We start from the raw sequence: 25,041 nt of genomic DNA, 5'->3' as shown, positions 1-25,041 counted from the left end.
ATCACCCTTTCAGCTGTAGTGTCATCATTCGGTCGCTACCGCGGTCTACGCTTTTTACGACGCACATTGTATTTATTGTTCCTGAATTCACCTTTATCTTGTCTCCCTTTCGCACCCACGGTATATCTGGATGGACGATAGGACGATTGATTTCTGGCTTTCCGTCTTCTTTCAATATTTCAGCCGCCGCCTCATTTGCCGCATTCATATTGTCAAAATCCGACTTGTATAAGATATCCTGAGTAATACCAAATTTAGTTTGACCGTTCTTTGTAGCTTGAACTTTCGGTCGTTTATCACCTTTAGCATTGCCATAAATCTTAACTCGGGTAACCAACTTCTCGATGGAGCGCTCATCAGAGCTTGTTTCTGTCGTCCAATCGTCCAGCTCGTAGATAACTGCGTTGCCACCTTGCAATACGCACTCCATCTTTCCTTTAGTGGATCGGAGTATGTATTTACCGCTGCCTTTCCTTTCAGATTCCTTTATCCGCCCTGTGATAGTGTCAGCAATATAATTTTTATATAATTTCTTTGTCAACTTCTTGTTCGGCCCGTCAATTTTGCCGATAGGAATACCCTGTTCGGTTGCAATTTGTTTAATACTTGCAGCTGCTGTCATGCCCGTTTTGAAGTAATAATGCTCTTTCGAGATCGTGATGTTGAATAACGGATCATACGCAACTACTTGTATTGTGTGATTATCGGAAGTGGTCTTCCACCTCTTGAATGACCCACGGAATATTTCTTTCCAACCAGTACCATCTGTCGCCTCGAATATCAAACGCTTGTCCAAAAAGACATGTTGGTGAATCCAACCATCGTCTCGCTTTACGTTTTTTAGTTTCACGGTTAACTTGGCAGCAATCTGGTCTTCCATTTCTTCATGTGACCATGATTCAATCAATTCCGTAATATCGATCTTCGATCCGTTAGGCGGCAATAATGTTAATCGATAATCCACTCTCATCAAATCGATCATTTTAACCACCCTGCCGGTATAATCAGTTTTTCACCAGGATAGATCAAGTTAGGATTTTTGCTTTTTAAGTTCTTTTTGTTCGCATTCCACAACTCTCTCCAGTCATTTCCTTTTCGTTTATACTTCTTGGCTATCTTCCACAACGAGTCACCTTTAACAACTACATGAACTTTAGGCGTTGGTTTAGATGGACGAGATTCCTTCTTGCCGGATGTAGTCCGCTTCACTTCTTTAACCGTGAACGGCCGTAACTCGGTAAGAAACATCGTGTATTTGATATCGCCGTACCCGCCTGAATACTCAGGTTCGATGTCGCGCAAGAACACCGGGATGTTCCAGTCGGTCCCAGTGACTATGAAACGAAGTTCTTTGCCGCCTGGTCGTTTGGATTCTGTCCAACTTCTAATCTTTTCAATGACCGATTCTGGTGATATATCAGAATCTCTATCACTGATAGATTGATTCAATCCAGGTAGCATTCCTTCCAAGCTAAAGCTAATAGGTTTGCGTCCTCTCGGCAGTTCAATCTCACCCAACACCGTAGGTTCAAACGTCATTACTTTCGTGCCCATTGTAACCGTCATAGAAGACGGAGGGACAGGAAGTATTAACGTCTTTTTATTAACTGGATCTACAAAAGAAAATTTCATACTTTACTCCCCCCGTCATCTTGACCTGTTATTTAACGCTTCACGCAACTTTTCAACGAACTCACGACTGTAATTGACCACGATATCATAAATCAACTTCTCGTCTGCTTGTCCTCCGCCGTTGAATTCCACGGATATAGGAGCGGAAACGTGTACAGAACCGCCTGTGTTCTTCACTGTCCCTGCCATCGATCCAGCGAGTGACAATGTAGGTTGTTCAGATTCACCATAGCCTGGAAGGATTGGCTCAGGAGCTCCTCCACTGAATCCTACACCTTCCGCGTAAGCGGGTACTCGATTCAAATAGTTCATGGTTTTATGATGCGTCAATACCTCTGTACCTCTAGGTAGATTCATCATTGTAGCTGTGCTAGGAGAAAGTGCCATCTCTCCGTTTGGATAGCGTAATAATTCCATCCCTCCGCCATCTCCTACAATTGCGTCACCGCCTGGATGGAATCTTGTTCCCTTTGCATAAGCTTTAGGACCGCCGCGTCCACCACTCGGAGCACCTACACTAACTGACGGTGTTGAAACACTTGCAATTCGAGCGGCTAGGTTCGACAACGCACCTTTTACAGCCGCGGCTCCTGCTTGTATTCCATTCAAGGAAGCCACCCAGCCGGATGCCATGCCAAGCGTCATAGCGAGTGCCATTGTATTACCTGTTAACATCGGACCTGCACCAGCTAACGGTATATAGGCTCCTGCCACAACCGCTGAAGACAGCCCAAGAACCATTCCGAGTGCCATGGTGTTTTGATTCACCATTGCGCCAGAACCGGCCAAAGGAAGATAGGAACTTGCTACAATTGCAGTGGATTCCCCTAGCGTGATGCCTAACGCTGTCGTGTTTTGCGTTAACATAGCCCCTGCACCAGATAACGGATAAAATGCACCGACGATCCATCCTGCTGATTCACCTAGCGTCATGGTGATGGCACTGATGTTGTGAACCAAACCTTCAGTTGTGCCCTGCAGCGGATAAAATGCACTCACTATCCAGCCGGATGCTTCACCGGTAACCATCGTCATCGCACTAATGTTATGAACTAGACCCTCAGTCGTACCTTGAAGAGGGTAGAATGAGCCGACAATCCAACCAGACGCTTCACCAGTCACCATTGTCATGGCGCTGATATTGTGGACTAGCCCTTCTGTTGCTCCCTGTAAGGGATAAAACGCGCCGGCCATCCATCCTGCTGCTTCACCGGTAGTCATAGTTAAAGCATCAATGTTGTGAGTTAGACCTTCAGCAGCTCCCTGAAGAGGGTAAAATGCACCGGCTACCCATCCAGCCGACTCGCCAAGTGTCATGGTGATAGCTTCAATATTATGTGACGCAGCTTCAGCTTTTGAAGCCATTCCTGAAACGCTTGCCGTTAAAGCTTGAGCGTGTTGGTTTAATTCGGCAAAGTCCGGCATTTTACCAGGTTCTCCTGAGCTCATTGGTGCAGATCCACTCGGTGCCACCTCTGCTGCTTCAGCTTTTCTAGCGCCGAATTTCTTTCCAGCCCATTCACCAATAGTTTCTCCGCCTTTTCCACCTAAGATACTTCCACCAATGCCACCTATTAGGCCTCCGATAGCAGTCCCGATGATAGGTACTACGGAACCAATTGCCGCACCACCAGCCGCACCGGCCGCACCTCCTGCGATAGCTCCACCAACTCCACCTACAGCTTTCGCTTTTTCTCCTTTAGGAGCACCGACGATTGCAGCGGTTCCTAGAATTGCACTGAGCAACGGTATCCGTTTACCGAAATTACCAAGCTTATCAAGACCTTTCGGCAACTTAACAGCTGGCGTTTTGGTGCTCATTTTCTCCAAGGCTTTAGTTGTTTGTTTAGGTAATTTCATTTCTTTGCCCGGTCTGTCAATCATTTTCTTCATCCATGTTGGATAAGGAGCTGAACTAGGTGCTGGACCAGGCCAGTTGTTCTTCTGGAAAGTCTTGGTTCTTGTTTTTCTAGCCACCGTTTCTGTTACGATTGGTCGCGGTGTAGGCACAGACTTAGGTTGATGGCCTGACGAAGAAAGTGGTTTTCCGTGCTGATCTACAATGACAGGACCTTTTGGAACTTTAGGTGGCTTCGGTGGTTTAGGACCAGCGCTGGGTTTTTGTGTTCCGGGAATGATAGGCGGGGTAGGAACTTTGCTACCCGGCATCTTCCCCTTAACCCACTTACCCGCTTTGAAAGGCGCGGTGATAACTTTCAGCAAAGGACTTAGTAGCATAGCTCCTATTGCCCCAGCTCCCAGTGTAGCGATTCCGGCTCCTGCGGCAGAAGTAGCAGTCTCTTTGGAAAACATGCCGTTCTCCTTAGCTGTTTCTCTAACGTTCCCCCACATATCACCTGTACCTTCCCACCAACCATCAAGACCCGGCTTACCTTTACTACTCCACCATTGATTGATGTCTCCCATAACAAAGTCGACTTTTCCTTTGAAGGATAAATCCATAAACTCTTTGTTATCGAGATAACGTTCACGAACGTGACCGAAACCCTTTTCTAAATTAGAAAAGACGAATTCAGACGCTTGCTTTCCGTGACCTTTAACCGTGCTCTTCCATCTACCCCAAGTATCTTGGTTGTTTTCTAGCCATTTACTGATATTGTCGAGACGTGGCTTCATCGGATCAAGGAAGCCCTCACCCATAGAGCGGAATAAAGAAGATCTGTACCCTTTTAACGTACTGATAATACCTGCACTTGTTTGGGATAGTTTTGCCGCTCCGCCCTCAAACTTTTCAGCGAGTTGTTTAACGACGCCAGCATAGCCAATCTTATCGAATTCCTTTTTAGATACTTTTACGTTAAATTCTTTAAGTCGTTCCATTTCTCCCATTTGAGCGTCCGCTAACGCTTCCATAGCATCAGAAACACTCTTTTCAGGGGTGAGTGCGGCCATGTCGGCAGATAACTTGAGTAAGTCTTGAGCTTGCTTCACATCTCCGTTAGAAACACCTAACCCTCTAGTCAACGCAGGGAACAAATCAACGGAACTGAATGGCGTCGTATCAGCGAACTGACCCATCCACTTTACTAAGCTCTTTGCCTTCTTTTCATTGCCGCCTAGCCAGTGTTGCATGGATACTTCATATTGCTCAAAGCTCATAGCAGCACCGACAGTGGCGTCTTTCAACTTACCTGCACCAATTACTCCTAATGTGACTGTAACAAGTGCAGGAATGCTTGTAAGTGCCCTGCGGACCCCGCCGATTGCACGACTAGCCAAGTCATAAGCTCGCAAAGTAAAGCGGTAGCTACGATTCGCGACGCGGTGAATGTAAGATGTTACACGGCTTACTACACGAGACGCTTTATCTACAGCATTTAACGTCATCGACCACTTGCCGCGGTTGAAATCATTGCGACGCTTGTTCGCCATACTGGTAGACCGTTTCATTGACGCTTCAAATTGCGTGACCGATTGTTCAGCTTTTCTAATTTCAGCGCTGTAATTGTCTGTTGCTTCAATTGGTATTTCAACACGATAGACCTCTCTTGCCATTCACTCACCTCCGATTCGCAGCTTGTGCAGCCGCTTTTCTTTCTTCGTACTCTCTTTCTAGTTGTTCGCGCATAGACGAAAAAGCGAAGTCCTGTATTGGTAGGGGCTTCGCTCCGATTTCATCCGGTAGTTTACCGGTTCTTTGGAATATCTCGTGCAGAAGGGTTACTCGTCCTCCTGCTCCGATGAGTTTTTTATTAAATCGCTACTTTCTGTGCCAAATCCTGAAATGTCATCAATCTTGTCAATGATTGCTGACTTCTCACCTGCTTTCAGAATCTTGTCGATCAAGTCAGGACCGTTCAGCACGTTCAGCTGCTTCCATGCTTGTTTGTTATCCCATAGTTCCTCACGATGCTCTGGAATTGTTGCATGGTAGATCAGCAAGCTGCGGAACTTAGTTACGTCCGTTTCTAGTGCAACTTTCACACCGCCTAGATTCTTTGCGTTTTTAAACTTTGTTGCCATATCTTGAAGGTCGTTATAACGTTTCTCTGAAAGGCCACGAATATCAAACGAGAATAACTTGTTGCCTTTACGAGCAATTTCAATCGTTGTGATATCATCTTGGATATCTTCGTAAGCGCCTAAAAGGCCGCGGAGGACATCGCCCTCCACCGCCAATAGTTCGTCTTGATCTTTTTTCTTTTCAGTCATCTGTCAGTTCCCCCTATTATTCGAAGTCTGTGCGTAACACGCCAGTAAAGTTTAAGTTCGCGCCTTTTGAGCGGTCTTTCAATCCGATCAATGCTTTTTGCAACATGATGGAATCACGAATGATTGTTTCAGTAAACGTTAACGTGATCGTGTAGTTTGTTGGTACTGCCCACACAATTTTCTTTCCTGCTGGGTTGTAGTCGGTGTTCGTGAAGCCGACAGCCATCTGCCACGTGTTTACTTCAGCAAGGAAGTTACCGTCTTCGTCATATAACTCTCCATCTTTACCAGTTAAAATGTTTCGCGGATCAAATTCCCCTGCATCAATTGCCTCCTGAACCTCTGGTGGCAAGTTCGCTCGAAACGTCCATTCTCTGTTTAATACGTCACCAGGAGCGACGTTTGCAAGTACAACGTCGCCATCTGGAACGCAATCTCTAAATACGTAGCGTCCATCCATTCTTCATTACCTCCTATTAGTACTGGAATCCGAATGCAAGATAAGCTTTTTCAAGCCCGTCCAGATCGACCAGGTTATTAAATGTAAACCATGCAGAATCGCCTTCAGGTGCAGTTGTTGGATCCACGATCATTTCACCGGACTCAAGCCCGCCTTCACGAATCATTTGTCCGATTTCGCCGTTTGCAAGCGTACAAACAAATTGGCGATCGTTCGCGCTATTATCGATGTTATTCGACATTGCTTTGTGAATCTTAACTGTAATGCGGTCAATCAACTCATAACGAGTACGAACGCGACGAAGCTTCTTCCATCCTTCATCCTCATCCTCACCAAGCGACACGAGCGTATTGATGCCGTAATCAATTTGAGGGATACCATCTGAATTGAGGCTAAATACCATCATGCCGTTCGTTGCCGCTTCATTGTATTGATTAGCAGTCAACTCACCTTCGATGCCAATACCGCCTGTAATCGTGTTACCCGTCAAACTAGATTTGTACGATCCGGATATAAACATACCGAGCACTCGTGCAGCCGCTTTAGCGCCCGTGAGTACGCCTGTCGCTGTCCGAACCCCATTCCCGATGTAAGCGACAGCGAAATCATTGAACGCCTTAGCATGAGACTTGCGCACTTCGAAGTCGACAGTCGGCTTTTCACCAACGAATGTAGTCATGCGGTAACCTTCGCGAATCTTGCGACGAACGAATGCATGAAGTGCCGCATGAATAGCCGGATCTTCTGAATCTACCGTAATAGAGTCGTAGAACTTCGTTTCTGTTAGTTTGAATCCATCTGTGTAGTTTTCAGCTACCGTTTCAGGATCTTTTCCACCAATTAACGGGCTGTTCACTACAGCTGTCACCGTCGTCGATTCAGCGGAGTCTGTGGACGCTGTGAGGAATTTGCTTTTTGCGAGAATCGCAGCAACTAATGAAAGTGCTTCGTTTTCCCCAGCCGCAAACGTTATGGATTCAATTTGGCGACCGCCTTCGAATACAATCAACTCCTTGTTCGTCGGATCAAGCGCTTCGCGAACTGTCACCGAAAACAAACGAGATGTAGGATACAGAGTTTGCAATTCGACAGTCTTGAGAGTTTCAGCTGCAAGAGATAAAGTAGCAGGCGTGCCTCCTGTGCCGATTCGAACCGTGTTTACGAAGTACGCTCCACCTTCGAAAATTTCCTTGACCACATCGGCACCATCTCCAGTGCCCGCCATTTCCTTAACCATGTCGCCGCTTTCAACCGTGAACAGTTTGCCAACAGGACCCCAGTTTGACTTGATTACAGCGGCACCCACTCCCAAAGGACGTGAATAACGAGCGTATCCACCTGCGTTGTACCAGCGTACAAATACGCCTGGACGAGCTTTTTGCTCTCCTAATTTAAACATTGCTCCAATCATTTAATTCACACCTTCCGAGTTTTGAATTTTTCAATCGCTGTTGTGACTTGTGAACGCGTTAGCTTGTCGCCCTCTACACCAAAAAGCGCACCAGCAAGCACTTCTGCATCTACACCAAAAGCAGATGGTGTAGCTTTAACTTCTTCGCGCGTGTAAAAAGTTTCTACCGCCAACGGCCGTGCTGCCGCTTGAATTACTTCTTGTTTCACTACTTCTTTTTTGTTTTTTTCATTCGACATGTATTTCCCCTCCTCTTTCAGAATCAAAATAAGCGTGTTTTAAGAACGGATAGACCGTAGGTTCTCGTAACACACCGAATTTCACTTCTATTTTTATTTGCCCTTGGCGAAATGGATCGTAGCCGTCATCCGCGGAAACAGACAGGAGACGCATCTTCGAATCGTCCGACATCCGAATGTTGTGATCGATAGCCAGTTGCCTAGTTACTCCATCCACAAACGGACGTCTCACAGAAACATCAGGAGCGATCACATGGCCATTCAACTGCATTGTCACCCAAGCACCCCAGTTCATCGGTTCGACCTTCCTTGTCGCTTCCACACGCCAATACAGCGCAGGCTCCAAATTAGAAGGTGACCACAACGTCGGGTTAGTCTGCAAAGTCGGAAACTTCTTCGCTGACCACGCTTGTAGTGCTGTAACTGGATCAGGTTCGATAGGCGAATGCATTAACCAAGCAAGTGAATACACTTGGAAGCGTAAGCCTCTTGTCAGCGCATCCCACTCTTGATCTACGATATCCTCTGACGCGGTACCGACATATTCCACATAATGCGGAACGCCTGCCACATCAAAGCGTTTCTGATGCAGTGCATTTATGACTTGTTTGGATATCGCATCGACCTGTTTGAAAGTCGTACGCTTAACATACGGCCACACTTCATACAGCGAAGTGAAGGCGGCATATGGTTCGCTTGTCTCTTGCGGTCCTTCCCGATAAACCAGTGACGGTTTCGGCATTTTAGGACCTGCAGCAGACGGTTCCCACACTTCGCCATTCACCAAGGGCACTGAAGCAATTAACATGTTGCGTATTTCTTCACGCATCAAGTCGACCCCCAGTACTTGATAACTTGTTCCTCAATCATGGGTAACGCTGCTAAAGCTGTAGGTTCTATGATCGGCTGTTTCGGCATACCCTTCACAGACTTCGTGAATATTTGACTGCCGCCAACAGTAAAACGTAAAGCTTTTGAATGAATAGGCACAATTGGTTTCCCATGAGGTCCGTAAATACCTGTACCCTCTTCCAAATACGTTCCGACCATCGTTCCATGCGCTAGATAGATGACAGCTCCATTAGTAGTAGCGTCGGCACCGCCATGAATAGCGCGTCTAGTGTTACCCGTCCGGTCTGTCCAGGGCGCTCCGCCCTTTGCAGTACCTTCTAGGTTTTTACCAATCGTGTTCCCTAGAAGGTACATGCCGGCTTTCTTACGATCCAAGTATTCTTTTGCTTGAAACTTCGCCATATCATGTCACCCTTTCTAGTTCACCTTGATAGCCGACTACTTCTCCTGCTATCTTTTGTGAATAGATAGACTTAACTTGAAATATCATGCCCATTGCTTCAAATTCATCGGTTACAAGGGTTCCTGCTCTGATGTCCGCGGCAAAGTCGGCGAGCAGTCCGAAGTAACGATCAACTTGTTTAGTGCCTGCAAGCGTAGATATTTCTTGCATCGAACCTCCGGAAGTCGAGAAAATGCGCACGACAAAAGGACCGGTAACGGATTCCACTTCATCCATGTACCCGCCCATATTTATTCGCTCTTTGCGTTTGATCATAATTTCCAAAGGGTTTTGTCGGATGCTCCACTGCGTATGTTTGCGTCGCATTTCTGCAATAGCGTGCATGTCACATCACATCCGGTATGCGGAACTTTAACATCATAGATCCGTTCGTTTCATCTTCAACGTCAACCAACACTTCTTCTTCCTTTTCCTTATACATCTTCACCATAGCCAATGCGTGAGTGTAGCGATCCTTCATGGATGTCAGATCGTACTTCTCGTTACCAGCTGTATATGACTGGATATCCCCTTCAATCAGACCTGCCTTAATGGCCCATATTTCAGCGGCTAATCCATAGATGCTTTGATGTTCAGAAAACATGAGCGCCAGTTCTTCATCCGAGAATAAGGGGATTAACCCCTCGTTGTTGGGAAGTGGATCGTTCACCATTAATCGCAGACGTTTGATATCCAATACTGTCGGAATCATTCAAACCACCCCTTTCTTATTGGCCAGGGAATGTGATTTCTTGAACATTTTCATCAACAGCGGCAAATACTCCACGCCAGAAGTCTCCGACGATCTGCGCTTCCACCAGACGAGATAGATCACCGATTGTCGATTGCACCTGCAAACCTTGTTTCACAAGCTCCTTGAATCCACGCTTAGGACGAATTAAGTACGCTTTACCTTGCGGGACACCTGGGTATTCGTAAGATTTACGAGCGACTGAAGTTTCCCAGCCATCATAGTAGATGATGTCCAAAATGCCGCTTGTTGCGCCATACGGAGTAGCTTGCAATGTCATGCTACCAAGCGCTTCTTGGATATCTTCTTTGTCAGCTGAGTTAGCGAGAAGAACTGTTCCAGGACGTTTAGCCACACGTGCATCTTTCAATGCTTGTCGCAACGTTGCACGCAATGACAACATGTGATGAGCGTCACCAGATGTGCCTGCATTACCATCAGGCTTCACATATACCGCCGCCGTCTTGTTTCCGGCTTTGTACGAATGCTTGATGATCGGACCTAAATGAAGGTGGTTCAGCATTGCGTTGTGCGCTTCGCCAAATGCCTTGTTCAGAATCTCGAAGTTAAACATTTGATTGAACATTTGCATTTCCTTCGTGTACTCGAATCCGGCCGCATATCCTTGCAGACGTGCGATAGGACCGTTTTCCGCTTGCAATGAACCGAACTTAACTTCTTCACCTTCAAGGTGCTCGAAGAATACAACCGTTCCAGATTGTGCCCACTTCGCTTCGAATTCCTTCGGGAAGTTCGGGTCCGTCAGTGTATCGTAGATTGGATTGTACAGAACAGGAACTTCTTCACGTCCAAGTTCTACATCAAGAACAACCTTCTGGATCAACTCTTTACGAGACGATTCAGACGTCATCATTTCACCGATAGGTTTGCCGATATCGATTACTTCCATTTCACCGTTTACAATCTTTTTTGGTACAGTTTCTTCTTTTCCATCAAACAAAAAAGAGACTTCGGATTCGATAGTCCCTTCACGACGTTTTTCTTTTAATGAATCAATTGAGTGTGTACGAATTGTCATTGTCTATATCCCCCTTATACCTGTGGTCCGAGAATGAACCAGATTACGTTATTTTGATCTTTAGCTGATGTTACTCGTCCGACTAAACGATTTGCTCCTGTGCCGTCTTCTGGTGTAAATTTGCCACCAGTAAAGTAAATAGATGCACCAATCGGAAATGCTTTAGTTGTTTGAATTTGATCCGTTTCAAATTCTGCTTGCTCGATGTTCAGGATAACCTCGTCTGTTTCTCCTACAGCTGTCACCACTGATTGCATTGCCGTACCAAAGAAACCGTCTAGTTCGTAGAAATGACCAGCCTCGATTGTAGTGCTTGCCGGGACTGTTACACGGACGGACTTACCGTCAGATACTTTAGCTCGATACGCTGTGTGCGTAGTTGTTGGAATCGCTCTTGCTTCTGCCATGTGTATTTTTCCTCCTTATTAAAGCGATACGCGCTTTGTTTTGTATTTTGGTGCATTGGTATTGCCGTTACCGCCACCTGTACCTGCAGGCTTGTCTGTGTGCTGATTGCTGATAAGACCCTTTACTACTTCATCAGCCAAGAACTTATCCATCTCTCCAGCTAGTTCTTCTTTCGTCTGTTCTGGATTCAATCCGATAGAGTGGTAGCCCCACATCTTGCCAATGGTTGTCTTTGGATCGTTCAACTCTTTGCGAACAACTTCAGACTTGACCTTCTCTTCCATCATTTCGCCGACCATCTTTTCAAAGCCCGCTGTTTCTTGCGCTTTAATCGCAACTGCAGCATCCTTGGCAACTTGGATTACGTCCATTTCACCTGAAACGCCTAACGCTTTCTCGACTTCTTGAAGCTTAGTGACAGACTCGGTGACACCTGCAGCCCATTCTTTATCGATATCAGTCGCTACTTGCTCAGCTTTCCAATCCATTTCACCTGCAATCATCGGCACGGTGATCTGTTTGTTATTCATCATCTTTTTTAGTTCTGCTAGTAGTTCTTCTGGCTTCATGCCAGCACCTCCCTTATCATCATTCATTTCACCTGTCGGGCCTTCACCGTCCAAGTCCCACATCTCACCACTCATGGCGACAATGCGAGTATTCATTCCCGCTCGATCTAATGGCGTCCAGTCAATGCTCATAGGCTCATATCCGACCACGTTCGTTTCTTTGCCGGAGCGTTGTAATTTAGGACGACCGAATATAGAAACTTGCTTAATACGACCGGACCGAATCCATCGCTTTAAATCTGTAGCTGACGAATCCACAACGCCCCGAAAGTATGCAATCTCTCCAACCATTTTCGCTCCGACCCAATGGGTTACTGGAGGCAAGAACTGATTGCTGACGTCCTCTGGCTTTTGATGTCCAAGGAAACCATTGAGCGTGCTACTGTTGACCGCTGTGACGATGTCTTGCAAGGATTGTCCTTTGTAGTTCCAGCCACGCTTAGATTTACTTGCCGGAATCTCTACGACGACTTCGAGCGGATCTGTGTCGCCTTTCTTCAATTCTTCCACGTTGACAGATGGAGCGGTGGCGATATCTTCAACCCTCATTTCTCCTGCCATGTTTCCAAAAAGCTGAAAAATTTGTTTGGCTGTCTGCGCCATTTCTCCGCAGATCATAGCTGTATTCATGTTCTCACCTCCTTTCAATCAAGCGTTTGAATCATAAACACTGCCACTGATGCAATGAGTGCTAGTAATGAAATAATTAGAATCATGTTGAAACCTCCTAAATATCCTCCGTCTTATAAACCGTCTGATACCATCGCTCAATATCTTGGTGTTCCAACGGATTCGCCATCCACTCAATTAATCGGTCTACGAAGTCCTCAACACCTTCAGTCACTTCTGACAAATCACACAAACAATTCGGATGTGCTGGGTATTCAGGTAAGGTTTCAAGCGAGTACACACCTTCACCTTTGCCCTCGTTATGACCAGCAATACCAATGCACTTATCACAAGCGACTCCCGCGTTAGATAAACTCCATTGAATTCCTTTGTTGGACGGATTGAGTTCAGCAGCTTGTCGGGTTGCTTCACCGAATGCGGCTGCCATTTCCGTCCTTGCAAGTCGTAATGATTCATAGCTTAGGTTCATCGGGATATTACCTTCCAAACGTTCGATCATGTTGGGATAGTCCGACACCAATGATCCAGCACCATTTCGGACATATTGCTCAAGCATTTCAGCTACACGGTATGGATGTTCACCTGTCGCGATAGCTTCACGGACGACGGAACCGATAGCATCTCTCGTCTTGCGGCTTTGTCCCCAAATGCGATCTGATAGATTCAAACCTTTGATAGTTCTTGTCTCCATAGCTTCGACCGCTTTAGTATGTTGACGGAGGAATGAACGCTCCATCGGCTTCCAATCAATCCCCGCTCTATTCAGGACACGCAATGTCGCTTGCTTAGATTGATGGATGCCCGCTTCAATACTCGCTTGTAAACCGTCCAGAAGGATAAGCGTTAATCCTTCCTCCAGTTTGCTTGCTTGTTGCTGCAATAGCTTATCAATTACTTCATTCAGCTGATAGGCATTGCCTGACACTTCATACTTCCGGATTTCAGCGGCCAACTCATCAGCGTTCTGAATGAATAGTTGTTGGATAGCTTTATCTTGTCGCAAAAGCAATTCAATCAGTTGTTTGCGAGCTTCCAATGCGAATGTGCTATTACCAGATAACGCGTATATTCTACGTTTCGTCATTAGCAGCACCGCTCAGTCGCTTCTGTATTTCTTTCAATTGTCCTTCCAAGTCATCGCTGTCAGGCATTCGAAGTCGATTGATTCGAGTAGTTTTTATACGATCTACTTCACTCTCGCCCTCTTCTTCTTCGTATTCATTCATCGTATCTATCTGTTTTGCTAGGAAGTTGATAGCGGATTTCTCGCTTATAATATTGTTATTCAATCCTAAGATCAAGGCGTTAACAGTATTCAGCAATTCCTCACTGATTTCCTTGGTTGTACGAGGATCCACGTTGACCCACTGCAATTCGGTTGCATACGTTTCATACGTCTTGTTCTCCGCTTGCGCTGTCATTGCCAAAACGATACGAGCAAGACGCTTCCAGCTATCTGCAAAGTGCTCACGCTTCCGCTCGATTGACCGGATGAGCACAGGCATTTGCTCTTTAACGGACGATAAACTGGATGAAGTATGCACACCAAACACGAATTCAGGAGTTTCAGAAGTGTCCACGATGCAATAGAAGATAAGCTTCAGTAATTCTTTAGCGTCTCCAGTGGCCGAGCGAGCTTCAATAAACTCGGCATTTTCATCCTCGGCGAATATCAAGAGCTCCTTTCCGTCCAAATCCAATGTACCGCCTTTTTTGTAGTATGCAGCGACGTCCGTTATACCGAAGTTGTTACGCATAAACTTTGCTACATCTTTTACGTTCAACTTCAATCTAGGTGTACTGTGCATCTTACTACCCTGCATCGCATGAAGCATGACATCGTGATACGCCTTTAAGAATGGTTCGATTGGTTCTAAGTCAGATTGACCGTATAAGCTTTCGTCACCTTCGTTCTTAAAGTGAACGATTGGAATGAAGTCCCACGGAGTCGTTTCGATGCCAGGTTCAATGTCCAGCGGTTGATCTCCGTCAATTTCGACTTCACGTTCGCCGCGTCGGATGCGCTGGATGACTGTGGCGCGTTTCTTGTCGCCCTGCTCATTCTCCCATTGATGCTCTACTTCCAATACGTATTCCAACACGACACCAGTCATTGGATCTCGCTTGATATCCTTCATCTGTCCAGGAGGGATGATGTTGTAAATCAACCGTACTTTTTCTTCTGGATACAAAGAAACGTCATTTTCCTCTTCTCTCGTAATCCATACGTACGTATCGCCATCACGCAACGAATCACGCTGGGTACGTTGCAAATTGGATACATTATTCTCGAAGAACGAATCGATAACCTCTTGTGCATCCTTGTCGGATATCTTGTATTGCGGCACTCCCATGAAGCCGACTGTATTGTTGATGATCGGCTTGGCAAATCCGGCACCTAATTTATACTCATCATGTGTATTGAAGTACAGTTGTTTGGTTATTTCATAATCTACCTTGCTGCTATCTAACTTATAACTACCACCCAGTCCGCCAGTCGTTACGCCGCCCCATCCGAAAGGAAGGAGAAGACGTGACCGCAACTTCGATATTTCACCACTAATTGTTTGGCTCCATTTAGCCATGTACTCTCGCCCCCCTCATAAGTGCAGCAGTGTAGTCGTCCAAGCGAACACCTCTGTTTTCCTTTGTGTATATTCCGTATCGCTCTGCATCCATTACGTGGTCAAAGTCTTTAACAGGCTTGTCCTCGCCACGACTGGATGCTTTTTCATCCCATACATAGGAAGTACGCTCGCGCAATAGATTGATGCAACTACGATGCGTCAGGCACCTTCGTTCCGATATCAATCGGGATACGGTCCGTATGCCATCCAGTACAGCGTTATCCGCTTTGGTTACTGACAGCACGCCTCTTTCTTCTATCAACGCAATAAGAGACGCTGCTGACGGGTCAATAATCACCTCAGTGGTGTACCCATCGCAAAACGTCTCAAGATCTTCGTAATATGTGTTATCTGTTTTCTGCTTACCTTCAGCGCGACCATCGTAGAAATACTCTTTCAGATTGTAATAAGTAGCCACGCCATCCGTATCATAATGAATGCCTTGCAGCACGAATGCCGTAGGATTCTTCGTTCCATAGTCAATCGCCACTTGATAGTCATGGATGTCTATTGGCCACTCGTCAATGACGTGCTCGTCTTCGTTGAACATGTCGTAGATGATACCTTCTGCAAGGACCCACATGCCGAGTATGTACCGCTGGAAGAACACTCCTGAATAGATACGATAGAAACGCTGTTTGACACGTTCAGATAAAGATAAGTTGTCGTTCATCGTAAAGTGCAGAACGAATATCTTCTTTTCTCTCGCTTTATCAATGAATTCCGTTTTAAACCAATGGTACGGTCCGGCTGGGTTACAGTTTACAAACAATTTACCGCCATTCCCATTCGTTTCAGCAGAACAACGACCGATAGCCTGGTCAACAAACGACCGAGGGAATAACGCTACTTCATCCAGATAAGCACCTGCAGCTGTTAAACCTTGGAGTGTATCTTGACTTGCTTCATTGTTCGCTCCGAACAGATAGTACGTATTGGTTCCGATCTGCACGTAAGGATCACCTGAACGATGATAGTGGTAATCAATGCCTTTAGCGGTCAATATCTGAAACATCGGCTCCAGTACGTTACGCTTTAAAGCACCCATCGACTTACCTGCAATAATAAAGTTCTGGTGCTGATGTTTGGCAAGCGACCAGGTAACGAATGAATCAATCATCGCGACCGTCTTACCTGAACGAATGGAGCCGTGACATATAATCATGTCGTGGTCTTTATATGGACTCTTATCAGTCCACCACATTAGGAGCTTCTTTTGCTTACGGCTAAACGGACGGAATTTGAAAGACGTGGACTTCTTACGTTTCATCGTCCATCACCTCATCCGCAAATACATCTTCCGTTTGAGCATTCAATGCATCTTCATAGCTACTGCCTTGAGCATGCGGATCGCCCTCTGTATCACCGCGTAGGTTGCCGAGTTCGAGTTTTCTCTTTTCGATATCGAGCTGCATGCCTTCCAACTTCAATCTACGTTCGTCAAACTCGTCTGTCAGTTCGATGTATTGCTTCACAAGATTCCTATACTCCGCCATGGCCCTGGTCTGCGCTTTGATATATGATTCATAACGTTCATGTGCATAGATTACCTTGTATGAAACACTGTCACCGTCTATCCCTTGGCTGCTTCCTGATTCTTCTTTCAAGTGATCCCATTCGTCATCTACCCACATAATTTTCTGCATGCGGATAATTGCAGAGAACTTAATTTCTATTTGTGTCCATATCTGTTCAGCTAATGTCAGCGTCTGCATCTGATCGATTATCTCTCGTTGTTCATCATTAATATAATTAGCGAACAAGCCATGCGTTACTGCTGTGCTGTTCCGTTTTGTAAATTGATTGGAAGGGTTAGGGTTGCCACTCCTTCTCTTCTGTTCTTTCTTCTTTCCAGTAGATGAAGATTTCTTTTTAACATCATCGTCAGAAGACGTCCTTCCGGTTGCAACCTCCTTCTTTTTTGGGGTTGCATCTTTCTGTATGGTTGCATCCTTTTTAGGAGCATTCCTCAACCATTTATCCCGGCTCTTTCTGCTCTTTAACGTACCCAGCTTCACATCATGCTTTTCAGCCAATGCGGCAAGTGTAATCTTAGTCGTTTCCCACTCTCTCTGTATCTCTTCCCAATTTGGCATTCTACATCACTTCCGCCTCCAATATTTTCAGGCATAGAAAAAGCACCTCCGAAGAGATGCTACGTATTTCATCAGGTGGAACAAGTTGCCATTAGCAACATTACCGACCAAATTATTATTGCTACTAGACAGCCTTTTAAACAACCCGAACCGTCAGGCGGCGTGTTATTTCTCCTGCCTCTTGAGTAATTATTTGCAACTTCTCTAGCAAATCGTCTGCCTGTATAATTTATAGGCCCCCTCATAATTTGTCCTTGTTACTCCCTCTTAATTTTAATAAGTGTTCAGTTAGCTTGTTTTGAATATCCACATAAATGTCCATTGCTTGCCGGTGCGGTATTTCAAATTTATCGCTTGCTACAGCCGACATAGCTGCTAGTGGGTCATCCACTTCGGGATCATAATCAATATCGTAATCCTCTAAACTTTCAAATACATCTCTCATAAATCTAAATAAATCAGCATGTTCTTGAGTTTCAATAAAAGCTTCCGTTTCAGGATCTCTTTGAATGTCTGACATGAGATTCACCTCCTTGCTGACAATATTCGTCAAATAAGGTGAATATCCTCTTTTTTATCAATCATTATGTACAAGGAAATGTCTTAAAGGTTTAAAGTTAGCGGATTGCAACACCCACCCCCTCCAAACCTCCCCCTCAAACTATAAAACTTTTTTCTGCATATGCAAACTTCTGAACTAAATGCACTTTTGAACGTTTTGAACATCTTGAACATCTTTAGAAATCTTTTTAGCGATAGAAGAGAAGAATCTTTTGATATGCGTGTGAGATAATCCCATGTGTCTTGCAATCCACGAATACCCTTTGCCTTCCAGTATCCAATGCAATACTTCTTTTTCGCGCGTATCGTGAATGATGTAGATATGCTGCTGGATCAGCTTAATTTTGTTTTCGTATCCTTCAATCGTCTTGAAATGCTTAGACCGACGAACGACTTCTGTGTATACAGGGTCACTAGATCCACCTTGAGCTTTCGGCATAGCGGCTTCAATTCCATATTGTGCAGTTAATTTCCCGCCTACCTCTTGTAAATTCTCACGCATAACTCGGACAGAATTGACCATCCAATGATAATCTTTCAAAAGTTCCTCAATTTGCTTTTCCGTCATGCTGATTCCCCCTCTTATCGTCTACGAATTGCCCCGCCTGGTCCACGTCTGTAAGTATCTCGATTAATTCCCATAATCTCTTCCCAATCACCCTGATTCATCTGTTCTACTTTTTTATTTTCTCTTTCGCTTTTCGCATTAATACGCTCTCTATTTCTTTCGCGTTGCTGAAATTCAACTACCTTTCTAAGTTGTTCTTGAAGACTCTTCATAACAACATCACACTCGCAATAAAAGCTGCAGTACTAGCTATGAAAACTGTAAGCACCACGTCTCTCGCGCTAGAATTTTCTCTTTCACCAGCAACTACCACAGCGGAAAACAACATGATTACCAGTAAAACAATTTCAAATGCTATAACCATTCACATTCACTCCTTTTTTGAAAACAAAAAAGAGGACAACAAATGACGCAGCGCAATGCTGCAATCAAATGTTGTCCTCTGGTTGGCCAGGGGGACTTATTGTTTTTTTAACTCTTCATCCACAGAAATTAAGCTCGAAATCAAGGTTATTAATTTCAGAGCATCTATTTTTCTCCATCTATCAGGTTTATCATTCCCATGTAGTATTAAATTCCGATTAAATAAAGGGACTTGGTTATGGTGATAAATGCCGTTTTTAAAGACATAGTTATCAAATATACCCAGTATTTTAATAGCATTTTGCTTAGTAAGATCTTCTGGTAAAATGCTGATTTTCTTGCTATATGCCTCCCTGAGTGGAGTTCCATAAAGAGTTCTGCTTCTGTTTAATGTTTTATTCATTACACTTTCCAGTATTGATATTAAAAATGGAATAACAGTTCTATATTTATTTTTTTCTATTGCACTTAAACATTCAGTTAAACTTTCATTCCAACCATTCCCCATAAATTTAATTATTCGTTTAAACTCTACTTGCAGTATTTTATCATCCGGTCTTTCAAAGATATTGAGGAAGTATTCGTCTCTTTTTTCTGTATCATAATCCATCGGTGTTAAGTATTCAGACGGAGTAAAAGAATCCATCAATCCCCATCCGTCCTTAACATTATTTTCGATAGCAATAGCACTATGCTTATCGAAGTTCCGTAGCAACTCATCATAGTCACGGATTGCCTCTTTTTTAAACTCCTCGAAAGCTTTTTTTATTATCGCCTGAAAGTCAATAATACTTGAATTGTCGTTTTTCAAAACTCTTTCCCTTCCTCCCTGCGCATCCGCTTAATCTTGCCCTAATGTGTCACAATCTTATATTCATCATGCTCCATTCGAAACAACAAATGACGTAGCGCAATGCTGTAATCAATTATTGTCCTCTAGTTAGTTAGGAGGACTGTGTCAATCAATATTAATTTTGCTATTCAAAATAACCTCTGCGAAGTAACTCAGTTTCATATGCCGATTCTCTCACCTGTTCATTTAGTACATCGTTCTCTAAAAACTTATTATCGGCATAAGGATAATTTTCTGCATTTTCACTTACTAAAAAGCTACCTTGAAAAGTATTAAAAAGGTTTACAGTGCAATAAATATTATTGCCGTCTATTAACAGCATACCAATATGACTATCTTCATTTGCTAGCAAATATAAAAAGTTATCAGATTCCAAACTCTTATCAACTATAACTGCATTTCCATAAATTCCATCTACATCTATAGCGTCGCTACGTATATAATTTCTTAGTCGACTTCCCATTGTATCGTCTAAGTATTTTTTTCCGAGCCAATAATAAGTGAGTTCATATACAATTTTGATTATGGCTTTACGATAAGAGTTTGTGTCCACACTTGGTTTATAATTTATCTTTGGATCAGGTATTATTTCATACTGTTTTTTTTCATCAATTTCTTCTTTGGTTAAAGATGGCAATCCTCTTCTCTTTAAAGTTTTATTTATGATATCGGGTAATTTATGCTCATCTACTCGATCTATTAAAATCTTCAAGCTAGCTCCGTCTTCAGACAATTCTTGGCTTGGCACAATGTAAACAGATTCCGGGTCTCCATCATCGTTAAATCTATAATGTACTTTAGACTCACTTTTTCCCTCAAGCATCCCTTCTCTAAATGGGTTTGGTATTTTTCCTGTTTTCCCTTTGATTTTTTTTGTAAGTCTTGCTAATTGCATTAAGTAGTGATTTATGAGGTGAGTGTCTACCTTGCTCCCTAACTCATTGTTACATTTAGTACATACTTCGTTAAAAACTAATACCCCTCCTATTGAATCTGGAAAAATGTGTTCTTCGCTCCCTATTTTATCTTCTAAACAAAAAATACACTTGATTGGATTACTCAAAACTCTTCCCCCTCTCCCCTCCGCTTAACTTCATACCGGTGTTTACTGTCCTCTATTCTATCTGAAATTTTCTAAGTCCCTTATTTCGATGATTCCTCTACGATTATTATCTAAAAACTGTATATTAACCCTTTCACCGTAAGTATCACTTAAGTTAAAACTAAGCACTTTGACTCTCCTATCTCGATGCTTTAATTTTTGTTTATTCATAGGTTTAACCACAAGCTCAGATCCGATAGTAATTGTGTATTCAGAAATTTCGTCACTATCGATAAAACGTCTTACATCAGCTTTTGCAATTAGCCCACTGCGATCTTTGTAAAACTTTATTTCTGCACCATTCAAAACTCTTCCCCCTCTTCCCTCCGCATCCGCCGAACTTTCCCCTGGTGCGTCACAATCTTATATTCACCATGCTCTGGTAACTCTCTCACTTTCGCAACACCCTCCGAAATCACCACAACACAGTTCATTGGTAATGCCATTATATCAATTTCTAACCTACCTTGCCCATCAATCGACAAATTTTCCATATTCACCAGGACCCCTCCATGTGATACAATAATGTCAGCTACGACGGGGAGAAATCTCTGTCTTTTTTATTTGCTTAAATCTTCAATTCCCATAAAACCCAAATCTCCGCTGCTCAATCTCACCCTTCATCTCCTGATCCATAACGAGCAATGCAACACTCCGCTTATTTGTTTTCAGCTCCCTAGCCAAGTCATTAATCGGCACACCGTCATTCCACATTTCGCGAAAATGAAGTAACTCACTTTCTTTCCATGTCCACTTGATTTCAATATCATCTAGAATCAAGATCGTCAGTTCGTTTCTAGCGCTGACCATTTGACTCCCTCCTTCGCTACTCTCTGCGCATACCGCAACTGCTGAAACATGTACGGATCATCATAGTTACCGCCAGATGATAGCCAGTCCGCTATGCGTTTGTGTAAGTCTTGTACTACTGCCAGCGGTAACTGATCTGCCAGTCTGTTAATTTCATAGATTGGATTCATAATTCACTCTTTCTATCTATCCGTTTATCCGGATAATTGTTATAATGTATTAAAAACAAAAGGAATGTTACCCATGTCAGAAATCAAAATTGTTCTTGATCAAGTCTTGAAGAGCCGGAATATTTCTGTGAATGAACTAGCTCGCATCACTGGAATACGTTACGAAACGGTCTACAATCTAGCCAACGGAAAAGTGGAGCGTGTGTCGCTACCTCATCTTGCCAGAATCATGGCTGCCTTAGAGTTAACGGCTATAACCAATGTGCTTATCTACGAAGCAGCCGCATTACCGGAAGATCCACTGGACGATCCCATCGAGCTACTCGACCTTCCACCAGCAGTCTTCTATCCTTTGAGGAGATGTTACTACCAGAAAACCGATACCATTAGGGATCTGTTAGGTGCTGATTTGAAGAAGGTTCCAGGCATTGGTCCGAAGCATCGAGAAACAATTCGTCTGGCGCTTGAAAAATACAGGAGTTAATTCGCTTTTTCGTTTTACTCCTGTATTGTTTGGTCGGAACGTGTATCAATCAACTTCATACCAGTTGGCATCTAATTGATTCCAAACCCATTCTTTAAATTCTTCTTCAACTTCCTCATCAGTAACGGCATCAGGAAATTCCATCTTTTCTTCAAAGACAACTCCCGCTGCAATGCTCATACTAAATATATATTTTCACACGCTTTTCACCTCTCATTAATTCGCAGGTTCTCAAATGGTCAAAAATCTCCCTAGAAACATATTTAAACTAAATTTGCACATACTAATAAACGCAAAGCGAGGTGAGACTTATGACCTTAGGAACAAAGCTGATTGTTATAAAAATCATTTTATTATTCATTGAATTATTCGGTAAATTAATGATATAAAATGGTTCCAACTTGATTTTTAAAAAATCGGGTTGGTTTGGCTCAAAAGGAAAGTTAAACATAATTCCAAAATGCAGCGTTTTTATTAAACTTTCTTTTAGTTCACCTCATTTCGGCTAATTGCACATCATGTGTCTATCACGTCACTCCTGCTTACCTTTGATGAATCCAAATACATACGCGGTAATAAAGATCAAACCGCTTGCCAGATAAACTTCTGTCATTTCTTTTTCCTCGCTCGCTCTTCAATTTTCTTTTTTATGTTTTCCATAACTTCATGAGTGGCAGCTTTCGTTTCTTTGTGTCCTATCTGCCAGCCGTCATGATGACCGTCCAAATATCCTTTACGATGCGCGAATATTACGCTGATTGTCCAAAACGCACCAATTACTATGCCCGCCAGAGTCATATCACACATTCCAACGCCTTCAAATAATGCAGTGGATAATCCTCTGAGGCTTGCAACAGTTCGCATTGGTTAGCAATCACATCGTACGGAATCGACTTCCTGCCGCCCTGCTGTGCGTTCTCCCAGTACGTACTCAGCACCCGCATGTCCAACATGTAATGCTCGCCACGTTCTGAAAAATACAGAAGGATGAATGTATGTGCTCCTTGCTTCCACCACGACATCAAGGTTTCATACTGGTGAGCCGCTACGTTTGAAAGTGAGAAGCTGGTCCGTGTGGACGTTTGCTTTGCGTCAAAGATGACCGCTCGCCCCTGGCACACCCCGACAAAATCGACTAGATCACCCTTGACGACCATGCCGTTGATCCGTCCACCTTTATTGCTCGTAATCCTCACCGGTGTAGGTACTTTCTTTACATCAGCAAATCCAGTTGCTCGATATATTTTGTTGGTTGCTTCAATCAATTTTTCTAGCTGCATTCCCCGATTCGCATGTGTTCGACTTTTCGCCATTACCTCGCCACCTTCAGTTGATACGCTAGTTCTTCATCCAACGTAATCTGCCGTTTCAAGAACTCCGCTTCCGCTTCATCATGTTTCCTCTTGTAGATCGGGCCGAACCCGACTTTGATGCTTTCTGATGTTTTGAGCGGTTTGTTGCATCGTTTACACTTTTGCATGATGTATATCCTTCCACGGGTATTCCGTTTTTGTTTACCTGATCGTTAGGTATAGAGGGAGCACGTTTGAAATCAACGCGCCACCCTTCTCTTTTTAACTCTCTAATTTCACGAGCGTTCAAGTCACCATGAATGTACAGCTTTTTCTTGTGATCGACCTTGATCATTGTCATCGCCATTTCGACCACGCTCTCTTTCTTCCATCACTTGTTCCGCAATAGCAGAAGCAACTGCAGCCACATGGATCAATTCTGTGTACAAATCATCCGCGTCTGTCTCTTTGCTTGCGACACTACCCTGTTGAATTGCCTGGCACACTTCGCCAAACTCTTCTCCAAGGATAGCGAGCCAGTTGCCATATTCATGGCGCTGAATTCCCCACTTCTCATTTTGTCTGTGACGTTCGTTTTTTACGTCCTGATTAACTACTTCCATTAGCATTTCTTCTTGTTTCAATTAACTGTCCCCCTAAATTCTCGATTCGCGCAATCCGAACACAATCGACTGGTGCAACAATAGCTGTGTACCTGTGCGACTTGCTCCTGTCCACAGATGCGGCATTCAATGATTTTCGATACATTCCGCGACTGCTCTGCTTTGATTGCTCGTATAGCCTTACTGTTTCCACTTCTGATTTTCAATGTCATGTTGTTGACCCCTTTCAAAGTTTCATAGCTTCAAAATGGAAGATCATCATCTGTGACGTTAGGCGGCACATCATACGCTTGTGCTTGTCCACCGTACCCACCTTGACCCGTCTGATAGTTCGGTTGAGTATTTGTCTGTTCTTTTTGATTCGTCTGCTGTGGAGCTTGCTGTGTGTTATTTGAACTGTTCGAGTTTCCCGATGAGTTCGATTTCGGTTCAAGGAACTGCGTACTGTCTGCGACGACTTCAGTTGTGTAGACACGCTTGCCGTCCTGCCCCTCGAATGATCCGGTCTGGATACGACCATCAACCCCTGCGAGACTACCTTTACGCAGATAGTTTGCTACGTTCTCAGCTTGCTTGCGCCACGCGACGCACTGGATGAAGTCTGCTTGTTGTTCGCCGCCTTCACTTTTGAAGGGACGGTTGCAGGCTAATGTGAACCTGCATACCGCGATTCCGGATTGCGTATACTTTAATTCTGGATCTTTAGTGAGACGGCCAACTAATACCACTCGGTGTATCACGCCGTCATCCCCTCTCGCTTCGCCATTGCCGCTTCCGCCACTTGTAGTCGCTGTTCCAGTTCATCCATTTCCCGTTTAATTTTCTGCTTGTCCACTTTGTCAGGCATGGGAACTGAGTAAATCCCGCTGTTGTTTGTCCATATCAT

Annotated in this window: 36 protein-coding genes; 1 reads left to right on the top strand and 35 read right to left on the bottom strand. The window is 44.1% G+C overall.

The window, feature by feature from the left end:
• Window position 1: 1 nt before the first annotated feature.
• The 28 genes from CSV72_RS02230 to CSV72_RS02095 form a co-directional block, all read right to left on the bottom strand.
• Entirely contained in the window at window positions 2-982 is a 981-nt protein-coding gene (locus CSV72_RS02230) for an XkdQ/YqbQ family protein (RefSeq protein WP_099676911.1), read from the bottom strand.
• Window positions 979-1,632, bottom strand: coding sequence for a LysM peptidoglycan-binding domain-containing protein (locus CSV72_RS02225; RefSeq protein WP_099676910.1), 654 nt, complete (start codon window positions 1,630-1,632; stop codon window positions 979-981). The genes CSV72_RS02230 and CSV72_RS02225 overlap by 4 nt, the downstream gene beginning before the upstream one ends.
• Before the next feature lie 15 nt (window positions 1,633-1,647).
• Complete coding sequence (locus tag CSV72_RS02220; RefSeq protein ID WP_099676909.1) at window positions 1,648-5,148, bottom strand: tape measure protein; 3,501 nt, start codon at window positions 5,146-5,148, stop codon at window positions 1,648-1,650.
• 165 nt (window positions 5,149-5,313) lie between these two features.
• Window positions 5,314-5,805 (bottom strand): phage tail assembly chaperone, encoded by a 492-nt coding sequence (locus tag CSV72_RS02210; RefSeq protein WP_099676908.1) that lies wholly within the window; start codon window positions 5,803-5,805, stop codon window positions 5,314-5,316.
• Between the two features lie 16 nt (window positions 5,806-5,821).
• Window positions 5,822-6,265: an endoglucanase gene (locus CSV72_RS02205; RefSeq protein ID WP_099669197.1), complete on the bottom strand. Its 444-nt coding sequence runs from the start codon at window positions 6,263-6,265 to the stop codon at window positions 5,822-5,824.
• A gap of 16 nt (window positions 6,266-6,281) precedes the next feature.
• Window positions 6,282-7,676 carry a phage tail sheath subtilisin-like domain-containing protein gene (locus CSV72_RS02200; protein WP_099676907.1) on the bottom strand — a complete coding sequence of 465 codons (1,395 nt, stop codon included), beginning with the start codon at window positions 7,674-7,676 and terminating at the stop codon, window positions 6,282-6,284.
• Between the two features lie 5 nt (window positions 7,677-7,681).
• Window positions 7,682-7,915, bottom strand: coding sequence for a YqzN/YkzM domain-containing protein (locus CSV72_RS02195; RefSeq protein ID WP_099676906.1), 234 nt, complete (start codon window positions 7,913-7,915; stop codon window positions 7,682-7,684).
• The gene (locus CSV72_RS02190) at window positions 7,905-8,744 is read right to left on the bottom strand and encodes a hypothetical protein (RefSeq protein ID WP_233191047.1); all 840 of its coding nucleotides are present in this window, start codon (window positions 8,742-8,744) and stop codon (window positions 7,905-7,907) included. Before CSV72_RS02190 ends, CSV72_RS02195 begins: the two co-directional genes overlap by 11 nt.
• The gene (locus tag CSV72_RS02185) at window positions 8,744-9,169 is read right to left on the bottom strand and encodes a hypothetical protein (RefSeq protein ID WP_099676904.1); all 426 of its coding nucleotides are present in this window, start codon (window positions 9,167-9,169) and stop codon (window positions 8,744-8,746) included. The genes CSV72_RS02190 and CSV72_RS02185 overlap by 1 nt, the downstream gene beginning before the upstream one ends.
• Before the next feature lies 1 nt (window position 9,170).
• Window positions 9,171-9,536 carry a hypothetical protein gene (locus CSV72_RS02180; protein WP_233191046.1) on the bottom strand — a complete coding sequence of 122 codons (366 nt, stop codon included), beginning with the start codon at window positions 9,534-9,536 and terminating at the stop codon, window positions 9,171-9,173.
• Between the two features lie 19 nt (window positions 9,537-9,555).
• Entirely contained in the window at window positions 9,556-9,921 is a 366-nt protein-coding gene (locus tag CSV72_RS02175) for a hypothetical protein (RefSeq protein ID WP_099676902.1), read from the bottom strand.
• Window positions 9,922-9,937: 16 nt separating this feature from the next.
• Entirely contained in the window at window positions 9,938-10,999 is a 1,062-nt protein-coding gene (locus tag CSV72_RS02170; RefSeq protein ID WP_099676901.1) for a phage major capsid protein, read from the bottom strand.
• A gap of 14 nt (window positions 11,000-11,013) precedes the next feature.
• Window positions 11,014-11,406, bottom strand: coding sequence for a DUF2190 family protein (locus tag CSV72_RS02165; protein ID WP_099676900.1), 393 nt, complete (start codon window positions 11,404-11,406; stop codon window positions 11,014-11,016).
• Window positions 11,407-11,424: 18 nt separating this feature from the next.
• Complete coding sequence (locus tag CSV72_RS02160; RefSeq protein ID WP_099676899.1) at window positions 11,425-12,606, bottom strand: hypothetical protein; 1,182 nt, start codon at window positions 12,604-12,606, stop codon at window positions 11,425-11,427.
• A 97-nt stretch (window positions 12,607-12,703) separates the two neighbouring features.
• Entirely contained in the window at window positions 12,704-13,690 is a 987-nt protein-coding gene (locus CSV72_RS02155) for a hypothetical protein (RefSeq protein WP_099676898.1), read from the bottom strand.
• Window positions 13,677-15,191 (bottom strand): phage portal protein, encoded by a 1,515-nt coding sequence (locus CSV72_RS02150; RefSeq protein ID WP_099676897.1) that lies wholly within the window; start codon window positions 15,189-15,191, stop codon window positions 13,677-13,679. The genes CSV72_RS02155 and CSV72_RS02150 overlap by 14 nt, the downstream gene beginning before the upstream one ends.
• Complete coding sequence (locus CSV72_RS02145; RefSeq protein WP_099676896.1) at window positions 15,184-16,503, bottom strand: PBSX family phage terminase large subunit; 1,320 nt, start codon at window positions 16,501-16,503, stop codon at window positions 15,184-15,186. The genes CSV72_RS02150 and CSV72_RS02145 overlap by 8 nt, the downstream gene beginning before the upstream one ends.
• Window positions 16,493-17,329: a hypothetical protein gene (locus CSV72_RS16840; RefSeq protein ID WP_199170036.1), complete on the bottom strand. Its 837-nt coding sequence runs from the start codon at window positions 17,327-17,329 to the stop codon at window positions 16,493-16,495. The genes CSV72_RS02145 and CSV72_RS16840 overlap by 11 nt, the downstream gene beginning before the upstream one ends.
• A gap of 241 nt (window positions 17,330-17,570) precedes the next feature.
• Window positions 17,571-17,849 (bottom strand): hypothetical protein, encoded by a 279-nt coding sequence (locus CSV72_RS02135; protein ID WP_099676895.1) that lies wholly within the window; start codon window positions 17,847-17,849, stop codon window positions 17,571-17,573.
• A 177-nt stretch (window positions 17,850-18,026) separates the two neighbouring features.
• Window positions 18,027-18,458 carry a helix-turn-helix transcriptional regulator gene (locus tag CSV72_RS02130; protein WP_099676894.1) on the bottom strand — a complete coding sequence of 144 codons (432 nt, stop codon included), beginning with the start codon at window positions 18,456-18,458 and terminating at the stop codon, window positions 18,027-18,029.
• A gap of 14 nt (window positions 18,459-18,472) precedes the next feature.
• Complete coding sequence (locus tag CSV72_RS02125; RefSeq protein WP_099676893.1) at window positions 18,473-18,670, bottom strand: hypothetical protein; 198 nt, start codon at window positions 18,668-18,670, stop codon at window positions 18,473-18,475.
• Window positions 18,667-18,822: a hypothetical protein gene (locus CSV72_RS16640; protein ID WP_158232122.1), complete on the bottom strand. Its 156-nt coding sequence runs from the start codon at window positions 18,820-18,822 to the stop codon at window positions 18,667-18,669. Before CSV72_RS16640 ends, CSV72_RS02125 begins: the two co-directional genes overlap by 4 nt.
• A 96-nt stretch (window positions 18,823-18,918) precedes the next feature.
• Window positions 18,919-19,632 carry a hypothetical protein gene (locus CSV72_RS02120; RefSeq protein ID WP_099676892.1) on the bottom strand — a complete coding sequence of 238 codons (714 nt, stop codon included), beginning with the start codon at window positions 19,630-19,632 and terminating at the stop codon, window positions 18,919-18,921.
• Window positions 19,633-19,798: 166 nt separating this feature from the next.
• Complete coding sequence (locus tag CSV72_RS02115) at window positions 19,799-20,737, bottom strand: HNH endonuclease (RefSeq protein WP_099676891.1); 939 nt, start codon at window positions 20,735-20,737, stop codon at window positions 19,799-19,801.
• Window positions 20,738-20,794: 57 nt separating this feature from the next.
• Window positions 20,795-21,082, bottom strand: coding sequence for a hypothetical protein (locus tag CSV72_RS02110; protein ID WP_099676890.1), 288 nt, complete (start codon window positions 21,080-21,082; stop codon window positions 20,795-20,797).
• Window positions 21,079-21,270, bottom strand: a complete 192-nt coding sequence (locus CSV72_RS02105) for an XtrA/YqaO family protein (RefSeq protein ID WP_369802873.1) — start codon at window positions 21,268-21,270, stop codon at window positions 21,079-21,081. The genes CSV72_RS02110 and CSV72_RS02105 overlap by 4 nt, the downstream gene beginning before the upstream one ends.
• Before the next feature lie 82 nt (window positions 21,271-21,352).
• Entirely contained in the window at window positions 21,353-21,586 is a 234-nt protein-coding gene (locus CSV72_RS02100) for a hypothetical protein (RefSeq protein WP_099676888.1), read from the bottom strand.
• Window positions 21,562-21,756: a DUF6877 family protein gene (locus tag CSV72_RS02095; RefSeq protein ID WP_099676887.1), complete on the bottom strand. Its 195-nt coding sequence runs from the start codon at window positions 21,754-21,756 to the stop codon at window positions 21,562-21,564. Before CSV72_RS02095 ends, CSV72_RS02100 begins: the two co-directional genes overlap by 25 nt.
• 73 nt (window positions 21,757-21,829) lie before the next feature.
• On the opposite strand from CSV72_RS02095, the gene CSV72_RS02090 reads away from it, so the two are divergent.
• On the top strand, window positions 21,830-22,240 hold the full coding sequence (locus CSV72_RS02090; RefSeq protein WP_158232121.1) for a helix-turn-helix domain-containing protein: 411 nt from the start codon (window positions 21,830-21,832) through the stop codon (window positions 22,238-22,240).
• A 45-nt stretch (window positions 22,241-22,285) separates the two neighbouring features.
• Here CSV72_RS02090 and CSV72_RS17105 read toward each other — a convergent pair whose 3' ends face one another.
• From CSV72_RS17105 to CSV72_RS02065, 7 genes are all read right to left on the bottom strand, one after another.
• On the bottom strand, window positions 22,286-22,420 hold the full coding sequence (locus CSV72_RS17105; protein ID WP_255407577.1) for a DUF7167 family protein: 135 nt from the start codon (window positions 22,418-22,420) through the stop codon (window positions 22,286-22,288).
• A gap of 429 nt (window positions 22,421-22,849) precedes the next feature.
• On the bottom strand, window positions 22,850-23,047 hold the full coding sequence (locus tag CSV72_RS02085) for a hypothetical protein (protein WP_099676885.1): 198 nt from the start codon (window positions 23,045-23,047) through the stop codon (window positions 22,850-22,852).
• Window positions 23,035-23,553, bottom strand: coding sequence for a Holliday junction resolvase RecU (locus CSV72_RS02080; protein WP_099676884.1), 519 nt, complete (start codon window positions 23,551-23,553; stop codon window positions 23,035-23,037). The genes CSV72_RS02085 and CSV72_RS02080 overlap by 13 nt, the downstream gene beginning before the upstream one ends.
• Window positions 23,553-23,720 carry a DUF6011 domain-containing protein gene (locus CSV72_RS16835; protein WP_199170035.1) on the bottom strand — a complete coding sequence of 56 codons (168 nt, stop codon included), beginning with the start codon at window positions 23,718-23,720 and terminating at the stop codon, window positions 23,553-23,555. Before CSV72_RS16835 ends, CSV72_RS02080 begins: the two co-directional genes overlap by 1 nt.
• A gap of 123 nt (window positions 23,721-23,843) precedes the next feature.
• Entirely contained in the window at window positions 23,844-24,176 is a 333-nt protein-coding gene (locus tag CSV72_RS02075; RefSeq protein WP_199170047.1) for a MazG-like family protein, read from the bottom strand.
• Window positions 24,177-24,397: 221 nt separating this feature from the next.
• On the bottom strand, window positions 24,398-24,895 hold the full coding sequence (gene ssb / locus CSV72_RS02070; protein ID WP_099676883.1) for a single-stranded DNA-binding protein: 498 nt from the start codon (window positions 24,893-24,895) through the stop codon (window positions 24,398-24,400).
• Window positions 24,892-25,041, bottom strand: coding sequence for a pilus assembly protein PilO (locus CSV72_RS02065; RefSeq protein WP_099676882.1), 150 nt, complete (start codon window positions 25,039-25,041; stop codon window positions 24,892-24,894). Before CSV72_RS02065 ends, ssb begins: the two co-directional genes overlap by 4 nt.

It is taken from the genome of Sporosarcina sp. P20a (genome assembly GCF_002743175.1).
Lineage (GTDB): Bacteria > Bacillota > Bacilli > Bacillales_A > Planococcaceae > Sporosarcina.
This window is presented reverse-complemented; position numbering and strand designations above follow the sequence as displayed.